Genomic DNA, 12972 nt, shown 5'->3' on the forward strand with positions numbered 1-12972 from the left:
CGAGCGGGTGGAGACCGTGGCGTTCTCGGAACTGTTCAGCACAGCGTTCACCTTCGTCGAAGTGGGGGGCGAGGAACCTGGCGGGCGGGGGGCGACGATCAGTCGGCCGGGGTGGCGACCCAGATGTAGTACTCGGAGTCGGCCTCGTAGGGGCTCTCGTCGTAGCCGCCGTACTCGCGCTCGATGCGCAGTCCGGCCTTCTCGAAGAGCGAGCGGATCTGGTCGGGGAACCGGTAGTAGTTGGTGCGCAGGTCGTGCCGGCGCTGCACGACGAGTCCCTGCTCGTCGAGGATCTCCGTGACCCGGCGCCGGGTGATGGACTGCTGGCCGTGGTCGAAGGTGCTGTAGTCCCAGATCGCCACGCGCTGTCCGGTCGACGGGTGGCGGACCTCGTCGACGAACAGATAGCGCTGGTCGTACTTGTCGAAGTCCTCCTGCAGGAACACCGGCACGCCCGCGACGAACCGGCCGCCGGGCGCGAGATGCCGGCGTACGGCGGCCAGGGTCTGTGACCAGTCCTCGTCGGTCGGCATGTGGAACATCGGCTGGCCGCCCGCGATGATCAGCGGGAAGCGCTCGCCGAGGTCGAAGGTGCGCAGGTCGCCCTCGAGAAGGCTGACCCTGTCCTCGGGCACGCCGGCGTCGCGCGCGTTGGTGCGGGCCTGGGCCAGCATCGAGGGGGAGCGGTCCACGCCGACCGCCCGCTCCACGTGTTCGGCGCAGGGCAGCAGAACGCGCCCCGTGCCGCAGGCCAGTTCCAGCAGCGGGCCGCCGTACTCCTTGGTCTTGGCCAGCAGGAACGGCAGGTCGAGGGTGTTGAGGTCGGCCCACAGCAGGTCGTACAGCTCGGCCTCGAAGACGTAGTCGTCGGCCGTGCCGTCGATACGCGTCGTGCGGGTGCCGGCCGTCTCGGTGTCGCTCATCGTGTTCTCCTGTGCTGAAGAGGGGTGCTGGGTGTCGCCGGTGATCCCGCCGCGTGCCCGAGTGCCTCCGCGACCCGGTGCACCGCGGGCGGGCGCAGTACGGAGAAGTGGTCGCCCGGGACGCGCACCACGGTCGGCGTGGTGTCCGGGGTCAGGTCGGTCCAGGCGCGCGGGTCCGCCTGCGAGTCCGTGGCGTGCAGCAGGGTGACCGGGCCGGAGTGAGGGCGCGGGCGGTGGCGTTGCATGGCGGTGGTGGCGTTGGTGAACACCGTGTAGCGGTCCGTCATGTCGGCGAGCGGGAGCCCCAGGTCGTAGCCCTGGGCGGTCAGCTCCCGGGCCGCGGTCGCGAGGGCGTCGGGGACCGGCAGTTGCCACACCGTGGCCTCGACGGGTACGCGTTCGACGGTCACGCCGCCCGAGCCGAGCAGGTCCTCGATGAACATCTCCAGTGTCGTGGCCCGGCTCCAGGCGCCGGCCTCGGGCGGCCAGGGAGCGGAGTCGACGAGGACGACCGGCAGCGCGTCACCGTCCTGTGCCAGGCGGCGTGCCATCTCGTACGCGACGACACCGCCGAAGGACCAGCCGCCCAGAACCGCCGGCCGGTCGACGCCCCGGTCCCGCAGCAGGCCGAGGTAGTGGTCGGCGAGTTCCGCCACCGACGGCGGTTCGGCACCGCGCAGCAGGCCGTCCGCCGCGAGGCCGAGCACCTCCCGGCCGCCGGGAACGAGCCGGCTCAGCTCGGCGTAGCAGAAGACTCCGCCGCCGATCGGATGGACCAGGACGACCGGGTCCCCGCTGTCCTCCGCACCGCCGCCGAGCCGTACCAACCCACCGGTCGGTGCGACCGGGGGACCGGTCGCGCCGGTGGTGCGCCGTCGGGCCAGGGACTCCAGCAGAGCCCGCTTGGCCGGTGAGAGCCCCTCGACACGCGCGGTCGGCCCGCTCGCGGCATCGCGCTCCGCCATGTGCGTCCCCCTTCGCCGAAAACGTCGTTCCGGATCAGACCTGGACCCGGCGGTCGTACAGATACTGGTGAAAGGGGAGTTGATGGCGATAGTAATCGCCGAGAAGCGCGTGATTGTCGACGGTGTCGGTGTATTCCTTCTGTTTCCGGGTGAATCCCGTGCTGTTCCCCGCGTCGACGTGCCAGCGTTCCGTCAGCTGCCACTCCTTCGGCATTCCCGCACTCCACTCCAGGGTCTCCGGGCGGAAGGGAAGGCCGGTGCGCTCGCAGTAGGACCGGACAATCTTCTCGGTGTGGTCGAGGAGATCGTCCGAGTCGACCACGAAGGGATCCGCGCCCTGTGCTCCGGCCACCGCGAGATACAGCTCGTGAAGGCGGGAGAAACCGACGTCGTCGCGTTTCAGTTCGGGATTGAGCGCGTAGTGCGAGGCGATCACCTCCCGAGGGTCCCGGATGATGAAGGTGTGCGCCGCCTCCCGCAGGAACGTCTGGTCGGCGAGGACGCCCGGGTACCGGAAGTCGGTGGTGTCCTTGAAGAAGACCGGCTTGTCCTGGGCGAGTTCACGGATCGTCGCGATGAGCTCGGCTTCGCTGCGCACCGTCCGGGAGCCGACTTCGGCCTCCCCGAAGTCGGCCAGCCGACAGAACGGCTCATGCAGGGGGATGATGTCGTCGCGCTCCATCATCATCTTCAGGAAAGCCGTGGAGCGTGATCGGGGAGCACTCCACAAAGCGATAATCATTGGTCGGGGCTGGTCGCTCGGTTCCTTGTCGCGCACGTTTGCAGCTCCTCCTCGGGCGACCCGGCCGGCTGTTCCGCCGGCGATACCCGTCCCACCCGTGTCCTGGTCACATTAGCCATGCCGGAACGGGTTGGGGAACACCAGTCAGACGGCCCGAGCAGGCCGTACAAGGGAAGTAATTGCCATGCTTACACCGCATGCAACGCTGCGCGGACTTTTGTCACGCGCGGCTCCACGCGGGTGCACGTCGCGAGCACTGGGGATTCAACACCGGTACGGAAGACACCGGTGAATGCCGCTCCTAACTTGAGACCTCGTGGCCGACGCCGGCGAGGTGCACCCTCGCCGCGACGACGGCCCGGCCGTGAGGGTGAGGAGAAACCGGTCATGAGCGAGATGATCAAGAGACTGGCGCGGTTGCCCGAGGACCGCAGGGCCGCGTTCATCGCTCAACTCCGCGCGGACGGAGCCAAGTCGGGCCGGCTGCACGCGCCGGCCCCGGTGCCCGCCGGCCGCCCGGCACCGCTCTCCTTCGCTCAGGAGACGCTCTGGTTCCTGGACCAACTCGCCCCCGGTAGGGCCACGTACAACGTGGGCACCGCCTACCGCATCGGCGGAGAGCTGGACGTCGCGGCGCTGCGCCGGGCCCTGGAGGCCACGGTGGCCCGCCACGAGACCCTGCGGACAGCCTTCCGGCCCGGGCCCGACGGCATGGTCCAGCATCTGCTGACGGTGCCGGAGGCCATGACCGGCCTGGCTGATCCCGTCGACCCGGCCGCCCCCGCCGAGGCCGCCCACGAGACCGCCCGGCGCCGTGCCACGGAACTGGGCAGGCTGCCCTTCGACCTGACACGGGGGCCGCTGTGGCGGGCCGAACTGCTGCGGCTGGCCGACCGCGACCACATGCTCGTCTTCGTCGTGCACCACGTGGTCTTCGACGGCTGGTCCGCCGAGGTGTTCACCGACGACCTCGCCGCCTTCTACGCCGCCGAGACCGGACAGGGCAACGCGCCCGCACAGCTGCCCGTCCAGTACGGCGACTACGCGCACTGGCAGCGGGAACGGCTCTCGGGCGACACGTACGAGAAACTGGCCTCCCACTGGCGGGAACGGCTCACCGGCGCACCGACCCTGGACCTGCCCGCCGACCGGCCGCGGCCGGCGGGGACGACGTACAACGGCACCTACCGCAGAAGCGTTCTGGCACCGCCGACGGCCGAGGCCGCGCGGGAGCTGGCGGCCTCGACCGGTGTCCGGCCGTACGTCGTCCACCTTGCCGCGTTCCTCGTGCTGCTGCACCGCTACACCGGCCAGGACGACCTGGTGATCGGCACGCCCACCGCGAACCGGGACACCCTCGAGGTGGAGCGGCTCATCGGCTTCTTCGTCAACATGCTGGTGCTGCGCACCGACCTCTCGGGCGATCCCTCCTTCCGCGAACTGCTCGGCCGTGTCGACGCGACCGTTCAGGACGCCTTCGACCACGGCGAGTTGCCGTTCGAGCGGGTGGTGGACGCGGTCCGTCCGCCGCGCGACCCCTCGCGCTCACCCCTGTTCCAGGTCGTTTTCGCCTTCCACGACGGGGTCGATGCCACGCTCGCCCTGCCCGGCCTCACCGTCGAGCAGGAGTCGCTGGACCCCGGCACCGCACGCTTCGACCTGAGCTGGAACGTCTCCTCCCGCTCCGAAGGCCTCGTCGTGGAGGCGGAGTTCAACTCCGACCTGTTCGACCCGGAGAGCATCGACCAGCTCCTCACCCATTACGCACAGGTGCTGTCGTGGGCCACCGCCACCCCGGACTCCGCCGTCTCCCGGGCCACGCTGCTCACGGCCGACGAGCGGGCCGAACTCCTGACCCGCTGGAACGGTCCCCGGCTCGCGCTGCCGGAGGTGTCCGTCCCCGAGATGTTCCGCTCCCGGGTGCAGGCGGCACCGGACGCCGTGGCCCTGGTCGTGGGCGACGAGCAGCTGACGTACGCCGAACTCGAGCGACGCGCGAACCGCCTCGCCCACCTGCTGCGCCGGCACGGCGCCGCACCCGGCGAACGGGTCGCGCTGTGCCTGAACCGCACTCCCGACCTGGTCGTCGCCGTCCTCGCCGTCCTCATGACCGGGGCCGCCTACGTCCCGGTCGACCCCGGCTATCCGCCCGCGCGGACGGCGGCCATCCTCGACGACGCGACCCCGGTCGCCGTCGTCGCCCACGAGGGCCCCGCCGGGAAACTGGCCGACCTGGACACCCCGCTGCTCATCCTGGACCGGCTGACGGGCGAACTCGCCGGGCAGCCGGACACCCCGCCCGCGGTGGAGATCGCCCCCGGCGACGTCGCCTACGTCCTCTACACCTCCGGTACGACCGGCCGGCCCAAGGGCGTCCTCATCGAGCACCACTCGGTGATCGCCTTCGTCCGGGCGGCGCAGGAACTGTTCGGCCTCACCGAGGCGGACCGGGTCCTCGGCTACGCCTCCGCCAACTTCGACGTCTCCGTCGGGGAGATGTTCAACGCACTGCTCACCGGCGCCCGCCTGCACCTGGTGCGCGACGAGGAGCGGCTCGACGTGACGCGGCTGCAGGAACTGCTGGAGACGGCCGGCATCACCGTCACCGACCTGCCGCCCACCGTGATGACGCTGCTCGCACCGGAGCGCCTGACCGCGCTGCGCATCGTCTTCGTCGGCGGCGAGGCGTTCCCGGGCGAGCTGGTGAACGCCTGGAACCCCGGCCGCCGCTTCTTCAACGGGTACGGCCCCACCGAGTGCACCGTCACCATGATTGTCCACGAGTGCCCCGGCCACTGGACCTCCTCCCCGCCGATCGGCCTGCCCATCGCCAACCACGTCGCCCACGTCCTGGACGAGCACTTCGAACCGGTGCCCTACGGCGTGGCGGGCGAGCTGGTCATCGGCGGCGCCGGACTGACCCGCGGCTACCTCGGCGCACCCGAGCTGACCCGGGAGAAGATCGTCCCCGACCCCTTCGGCGGCACCCCGGACGGTCGCCTGTACCGCACCGGAGACCTGGTGCGCAGGCGCCGGGACGGCAGCCTCGTCTTCGTGGGCCGGATCGACCAGCAGGTGAAGATCCGCGGCCTGCGCATCGAACTGGGCGACGTGGAGGCCGCGTTGGCGACCTACCCCGGAATCGGCCAGCTGGCCGTCGTCCCGTGGACCGATCCGCACGGCGAGCGTCACCTGGTCGCGTACACGACGTTCGCGCAGAGCCCCGCCCCGGAGGCGGGAGCGATCCGGGCCCATCTTGCCGACCGGCTCCCCGCCTACATGGTCCCGCCCTTCCACGTCGCCGTGGACGCGCTGCCCCTCACCGTCAGCGGCAAGGTCGACCATCGCAGGCTGCCCGCCCCCGACCTGTCGGCCGACACCGGCGGCAGCACCGGGGAGTCACTGCCACGCTCGGCGACCGAACGCGTCCTGGCCACCGAGATCTTCACCGACGTACTGCGTCGCGAGACGGTCGGCATCCACGACCATTTCTTCGAGCTCGGAGGCAACAGCCTGCAGGCCGCCCAGCTGATGTCCCGCATCACGGAGCGCTTCCGGGTCCGCGTGGGCCTCGCGGAGTTCTTCCGCTCGCCGACCGTCGCCCACCTCGCCACGATCGTCGACCGGCTCCGGCTGGAGACGGCCCCCGAGGACGATCTGCTCGCGCTCATCGAGGGACTCTCCGACGAAGAGGCCGAACGGATCGCCGCGCTCGAGGGCGAGGGATGAGCATGGACTTCGGCCTCACCCCGGCACAGGACGCCTTCCGCAAGGAGGTCCGCGCCGAACTCGCCGCCGACGACATCCGGGCGGAGCTCGACCGGCTCGCGGCGAGCGACGACCGGGAACCGGACGTCCGGCCCCTGTACCGGGCCCTCGGACGGCACGGCCTGCTCGCCGTCAACTGGCCCGTGCGGTACGGCGGCAGGGACGCCGGACTGATCGAGGCGTCGATCGTCGCGGAGGAACTGGTACGGGCCGGTGTCCCGGACACACTGCACGTCAACACCATCCAGATCGTCGGGCTGTTCGTGCTGCTGGCCGGCGGCGAGGACCTCAAGTCCCGATGCCTGCCGGACCTGGCGGCCGGCCGGCGATTCGCCAGCGTCCTCTACACCGAACCCGACGCCGGTTCGGACCTGGCCGGACTGCGGACCACCGCGGTGCGCGAGCCCGGCGGCGACGGGTATCTGCTGCACGGCGTGAAGGCGTACAGCCTCAAGAGCGACATCACCGACATCGCGCTGTGCGCCGCGCGCACCGGTGCCGCCGAGGACCGCTACCAGGGCATCAGCCTCTTCCTGGTGGACCTGCACGCACCCGGCGTGCGCCGCGAGACCATCCCCGGCATCGCCGACGAACAGTTTCACCGGGTCGTCCTGGACGGGGTCCGGGTCCCGGAGGCCGACCGGGTGGGCGCCGAGGGCGCCGGCTGGCCCCTGCTCACCAGCGCCCTGGCCATCGAACGCACCGGCCTGGACTACTCGTTGAAGGCCGAACGCTGGTACGCGGCCGTCCTCGACCAGAACCCGGAACCCGACGACCTCGCCGCGGCGGGCCGCTACGGCGCCGAGGTGGAGGCCGCCAGACTGCTGTCGTGGCGGGTGATCCGGCAACTGGCCGCGGGACTCGACGAGGTCGACGCTCCCCTCGCCGCCGCCGCCAAACTGCTGACCAGCGAACTCGCCCAGTCCGTGGCGGGCTGGGCCGCCACCCTGCCCGGGCCCGCGGACACCCCGCGCGGCGGGATCGCCGGGATGCTGGAGGCCGCCTACCGCGAGGCACCAGGGCTGACGCTCTCGGCGGGAACGTCGGAGGTGATGCTCCAGATCATCGCCGCCGACGACACCGACGGCATCCGGCACACCGACGAGGAGCCGCTGCTGAGGCAGGTGCGCGCCGAGGTGCGCCGGCGCCTGGAGCAGGCGAACGCGGACCGGGACCGCGACCCGGCCGCCGCGGTCCACGGACCTCCGGCACCGCACGGCGACCGCTGCCCCGCCTGGCCCGCCCTGGTGGAGCTCGGCGCCCCCGGCTTCGAGGTGCCGGCCGAGGCGGGCGGCCTCGACCTGGGCCTCGCCTGCTCGCTCGCCGTCTGCGAGGAACTGGGCCGGGCCGGCCTGAGCGGCCCGTACCGCGCTACGGCACTCACCGCCGACATCCTGCGCACGGCAGGTCCGGACGGCCCCGGATGGCGGGCGCTGGACCGGCTCGCGGCCGGTGATTTCACCGTGGACTGCGGCGACTTCGCCCTGGACCGGCCCCTCCCGACGCGGCCCGCCGAGGACGGCCTGCTCGTCGACGGGCCCGCCGCGCTGGAGCGTTCGGGCGCGAGTCACCTGCTGCTGCCCGTACGCGTCGACGGTACGACCGCGCTGGCCCTGGTGCCCGGGGAGCGAGCCGGCCGGCACCCCGAGCGGACCGGCACGGACACCGTGGTGCCGCTCCACGGCCTGCGGATCGCCCCCGAGGACATCGTCTGCCGGCCGTCCGGCCCGGACCTGCGCACGCTGACCGCACGCCACCGCGTCCGGCAGGCCGGACACCTTCTGGGGCTCGCCCGGGGAGCCCTCGCGGCAGCTCGGGCCCACACCGCCGGGCGGCACCAGTTCGGAGTGCCGCTGCACGACTTCCAGTCCGTCGCCTTCCGCCTCGCCGAGGCCGCCGCCCGGCTGGAACTGGTCCGCCTCGCGGTGTACCGGGCGGCCTGGCTGGCGGACGAGGAACGCCCCCTGGAACGGGCCGCCGTGGACGCCCTGGGCCTCGCCACCGACGCCGTCACCCGCACCACCTCGCTCGCCGTGCACGTCTGCGGCACCCGGGGACTGACGGCCGAGCGGCCCGTGCAGCGGTACTACCGGCTGGCCCGGGGCGAGGCGGTACGGCTGGGCACCCCCGGCCGGCTGTGGCGGGAGGCCGGCCGGCTGCGCCTCGCCGGACGCGACGACCTGGAGATGACGACCCGCCCCACGCTCACCGAGCCCGGCGGCCGGCTGCCCGACGACGAGAACACGAAGTGGACAGGAGACCCCCAGTGACCGCAGCGGCAGAATCCGCCCCCGAGGCCGAGATCACGTATCAGGTCGTGGTCAACGACGAGGAGCAGTACTCCATCTGGCCGGCCGACCGGGATCTGCCCGCCGGGTGGCGCGCGGACGGCGTGAGCGGACCCGAGTCGGTCTGCCTCGACCACATCGAGTCCGTGTGGACGGACATGCGTCCGCTGAGCCTGCGCCGAAGCCTCGGCGAGACGGCGCACGGCGCTCGATGAGCACCGGCCGCTGGTTCCTCGGCAGGGCGCGGCCCGACGCCACCGCGCGGCTCTTCGCCTTCCCGCACGCGGGCGGGGCGGGCGGCGCCTACCGTCCCTGGCAGGAACGGATGGGCCCGCGGGTGGACGTCCGCCCGGTGCAGTACCCCGGCCACATGGGCCGGTTCGGCGAACCCCTGCTCACCCGCTGCGACGAGCTGGCCGACGCCGTCACCCCGGCGGTCCTGTCCGAGAGCGACCTGCCGGTCACGCTGTTCGGGCACAGCATGGGCGCGCTGGTGGCCTTCGCCGTCGCCGTACGGCTGGAGCACGAGCACGGAGTCAAGGCCGCACATCTGATCGTCTCCGGCGCCCCCGCTCCGCATCTGCCGTCCCGGGCGGCGGTGAACGCCACGCTGCCCGACGACCGGCTGATCGCGTGGCTCAGGGAGGTGGGCGGCAGCGACCCGGCGGTCCTCGCCGACGACGACCTGCTGGCGATGCTGCTGCCCGTGCTCCGCGCCGACCTGTCGGTGGGTGACACCTTCCGCCCGTACCGGGGAGCCCCGCTCAGCTGCCCGGTCACGGTCCTGCACGGCACCGGGGACGCCCTGGCGAACACGGCGGAACTGGACGCCTGGGCCGAACACACCAGCGGACAGACACGCCGGTCCGGCTTTCCCGGCGGCCATTTCTATCTGCACGAGGAGAGCGCCGAGAGCGTCGTACAGCGCGTGCTCGACGTGACCGACCAGGAATAGGGGGCCGGCGCGTCCGAGCGCGGGCCCGGCGGGGCGGGGCGAGAGGCCGGTGACCGGCCCGGTCTAGGAGAGGGAAGACAACGTGGTGTACGGGGACAGCGCAGGACAGCCGGTCCATCAGCTTTTCGCGGCCCGAGCGGCCGCGGCACCCGAGGCGGTAGCCGTCGTCGACGGCCCGACCCGGCTCGGGTACGGCGAGCTGGGCGAGCGCGTCGACGCCCTCGCCCGGCTGCTGCACGGACACCGCGCCGCGGACCCGTCCGGCCCGCGGGAACCGGTGGTCGCCGTCCGCCTGCCGCGGAGCGCGGCGCTGGTGACCGCGCTCCTGGCCGTACTGAAGTCCGGAGCGGCCTACATGCCGCTCGACCCCGCGCTGCCGGCCGAGCGGACGCGCCGACTGCTGGAGTCGGCGGGCGCCCGGCTGCTGATCACCGACAGCCGCCTCGTCCCGGGCCCGGCACCGTCCCTGCCGGCCCGCGTGCTCGACCTGGCCGTCGCACTCCCGGACGAGGTCGCCGACGGCGGCCCGGGCGGCGGCCACGGGGCGGGCCCCGGCAACGGCGCCGAGGACGGCCGTGCCCCGCTGCCCACGGTCACACCGCACACGCTCGCCTACCTCGTCCACACCTCCGGATCCACCGGCCGGCCCAAGCCCGTCGCCGTGGAACACGGCTCGCTGGCCCATCACGCGCTCGCCGTCCGGGACCGGTTCGGACTCACCGCGGACGACCGGGTGCTGCAGTTCACCAACCCCGGCTTCGACGTGCTGGCCGAAGAGGTCTTTCCGACCCTGGCCGCGGGCGGCACCGTCGTGGTGCTCCCCGACAGCTCCGTGTCGCCACTCGAACTGGAGTGGTTCGTCCACGAACACGGCGTCACCGTCGCCAACCTGCCCACACCCCTGTGGGACGCGTGGTGCGCGGACCTGGACCTGGGCCCTCGGGAACTGCCCGCCTGCCTGCGTCTGCTGGTGGTCGGCAGCGACACCACGCACACCCGCTCGCTGGCCGCCTGGCGTCGGCACACCCGGACCCCGGTGATCAACGCCTACGGGCTCACCGAGACCACCGTCACCGCCACTACGGGCCTGTACCCGGCCGACGCCCCCCTCCCGGAGACCCGCACCCTCCCCATCGGAACCCCCCTCGGCAGCACCGAGGTGCGGATCCTGGACGGCGCGCTACGCCCGTGCCCGGTCGGCGAAGCGGGCGAACTGTACGTGGGCGGCGCGGCACCGGCCCGGGGCTACCACGGTCTGCCCGGCCTCACCGCGCAGCGTTTCGTGCCCGACCCGTTCGCCGACCGGCCCGGCGCCCGGCTCTATCGCACCGGCGACCTGGTACGGCAACTCCCCGACGGCTCACTGGAGTTCCTCGGCCGTGGCGACCAGCAGGTGAAGATCCGCGGGCACCGCGTGGAGCCCGCGGAGGTCGAGACCGCACTCGCCGAACTCGACGGCGTACACCAGTGTGCCGTCGTACCGGCCGGGACCGGACCCGACGCCGTCCTCATCGCCTACGTCATCGGTGACGCGGATCCGTCCGCCCTGCGCGCGCGGGCCGCGGAGATCCTCCCCGCCTACCAGATCCCGTCCGACTTCGTCTTCCTCTCCGCCCTGCCCCTCACCGCCCAGGGCAAGGTCGACCGCCGCTCCCTGCCCTCACCGGACACCGCACACCGAAGCGCGCCCGGGCAGCCCGCGGCACCGCCGCGGGGACCGGTCGAGGAGCGCGTCGCCGGCCTGTGGCGCGAGGTGCTCGGCCGGGACGCCATCGGCCGGGACGACGACTTCCGCGCGCTCGGCGGCACCTCACTGGACGCGGTACGGATCCTCGGCCGGCTGCGGCACGCGTTCGGCGTCCCGCTGACCACGCGGGAGTTCCTCGAGGCCCCCACCGTCGCCGGCGTCGTGGCCCGCCTGCGGGACACCGACGCCCGGGCCTCCCAGGCATCCGGCACACCGTTGCCGCCCGTCGCCACGGACCCGGTGGCCCCGGGCCTCGTCTCCGCTCACGAGCAACGCCTGTGGTTCCTCGACCAGCTGCGCCGCGAGGCGGGCGTCGCCTACAACGTGCCCGTGGCCCTGCGCCTGCGCGGCGCACTGGACCTGCCCGCGCTGCGGTCCGCGTACGAGGAGACGGTGAACCGGCACCCCCGGCTGCGTACCTCCTTCGTCTCCGACCACGGGCGGATCACCGCCCGCGTCGCCGAGCGGGTACCGGCGGACCTGCCCCTCACCGACCTGTCCCGACGCCCCGACTCCGAGGCGGCGGCCGTCGTCCGCGCCGAACAGCTGGCCGGGGAGCACATCGACCTCGGCCGGGCGCCGCTGGTGCGCGCGGAGCTGATCCGGCTCGGGCCGGAAGACCACCTCCTCGCCGTGGTCTTCCACCACCTGGTGGCGGACGGACTGAGCGTGGACGTCTTCGACCGGGATCTGGCCGCCGCGTACGAGGCCCGGCGGGCGGGAGCCGAACCGCGGCCGCCCGCCGCCTCCCTCGGTTACGACCACTTCGCCCGATGGCAGCGGGACCTCGCCGGCTCACCCGCGGCCGAGGCCGCCCTCGCCCACTGGCGCACCCGGCTGACCGGTGCCCCCGTCGTGCTCGACCTGCCGGCGGACCACCCTCGGCCGGCCGTGCAGAGCTACCGGGGCCGGCGGATCACCCGCGACACCCCGGCCGGCCTGCTCGACGGCGTCCGCGCCCTGGCCCGCGCCGCGAACACCACGCCGTACTGCGTCGTCCTCACCGCCCTCGGAACCGTGCTGAGCGAGGAGAGCGGACAGCGGGAACTCCTCGTCGCCTCGCCCACGGCCGGACGTCCGCACCCGCGACTGGAGGACGTGGTCGGCTTCTTCGTCAACACGGTGGTCCTGCCGCTGCGCCGGGACACCGGCACCACGTTCCGCACCTGGCTCGGCGAGGTGCACCAGAGCGCGCTGGACGCCTTCGACAACGAGTACGTCGCCTTCGACCGGCTCGCCGCCGAGTTCGCCCCCGGCCGTGACCTGTCACGGCCGCCCCTGGTCCAGTGCGCCCTCGCCTACCAGGGCGAACGCCGCCCGAACGCACGGCTGTCGGGTCTGGACGTCACGCCCGTGCCCCTGGACAACGGCACCGCGAAGTTCGATCTCACGCTCGAGGCCGAGGAGGTGCGCGGAGAGCTCGTCCTTACCGCCGAGTACAGCTCCGACCTCTTCGAACCCGCCACGATCGCCCGCATCGTCGACCGCGTCACCGCCTGTCTGTCGGCCGCCGTGACCACCCCGGACGCCCCGCTGCCGGCCCTCCCCGGCACCGAGCCCACCGAGGCCACCTCCCAGGGCATC

The 12972-nt window shown here is 72.9% G+C and carries 8 protein-coding genes; 5 read left to right on the plus strand and 3 right to left on the minus strand.

The genetic code is table 11. The features are described from left to right. Positions 1–98: 98 nt before the first annotated feature. From ACFYMM_RS43650 to ACFYMM_RS43660, 3 genes are read right to left on the minus strand one after another with little or no spacing between them, the layout of a single operon-like run. On the minus strand, positions 99–923 hold the full coding sequence (locus ACFYMM_RS43650) for a class I SAM-dependent methyltransferase (RefSeq protein WP_388398263.1): 825 nt from the start codon (positions 921–923) through the stop codon (positions 99–101). Then, complete coding sequence (locus ACFYMM_RS43655; RefSeq protein ID WP_388398265.1) at positions 920–1888, minus strand: alpha/beta fold hydrolase; 969 nt, start codon at positions 1886–1888, stop codon at positions 920–922. Before ACFYMM_RS43655 ends, ACFYMM_RS43650 begins: the two co-directional genes overlap by 4 nt. A gap of 34 nt (positions 1889–1922) precedes the next feature. Continuing rightward, positions 1923–2666, minus strand: coding sequence for a sulfotransferase family protein (locus ACFYMM_RS43660; RefSeq protein ID WP_388398268.1), 744 nt, complete (start codon positions 2664–2666; stop codon positions 1923–1925). 351 nt (positions 2667–3017) lie between these two features. On the opposite strand from ACFYMM_RS43660, the gene ACFYMM_RS43665 reads away from it, so the two are divergent. From ACFYMM_RS43665 to ACFYMM_RS43685, 5 genes are all read left to right on the plus strand, one after another. Further along, complete coding sequence (locus ACFYMM_RS43665) at positions 3018–6359, plus strand: amino acid adenylation domain-containing protein (protein WP_388398270.1); 3342 nt, start codon at positions 3018–3020, stop codon at positions 6357–6359. Continuing rightward, positions 6356–8668: an acyl-CoA dehydrogenase family protein gene (locus ACFYMM_RS43670; RefSeq protein WP_388398273.1), complete on the plus strand. Its 2313-nt coding sequence runs from the start codon at positions 6356–6358 to the stop codon at positions 8666–8668. Before ACFYMM_RS43665 ends, ACFYMM_RS43670 begins: the two co-directional genes overlap by 4 nt. Then, entirely contained in the window at positions 8665–8901 is a 237-nt protein-coding gene (locus tag ACFYMM_RS43675; protein WP_388398275.1) for an MbtH family protein, read from the plus strand. Before ACFYMM_RS43670 ends, ACFYMM_RS43675 begins: the two co-directional genes overlap by 4 nt. Further along, positions 8898–9641: a thioesterase II family protein gene (locus tag ACFYMM_RS43680; protein WP_388398278.1), complete on the plus strand. Its 744-nt coding sequence runs from the start codon at positions 8898–8900 to the stop codon at positions 9639–9641. Before ACFYMM_RS43675 ends, ACFYMM_RS43680 begins: the two co-directional genes overlap by 4 nt. An 82-nt stretch (positions 9642–9723) precedes the next feature. Beyond that, on the plus strand, positions 9724–12972 hold a 3249-nt coding region (locus ACFYMM_RS43685), incomplete at its 3' end, for an amino acid adenylation domain-containing protein (protein WP_388398281.1).

This window comes from Streptomyces sp. NPDC006739 (assembly GCF_042869815.1).
In the GTDB taxonomy this organism is placed as follows: Bacteria; Actinomycetota; Actinomycetes; order Streptomycetales; family Streptomycetaceae; genus Streptomyces.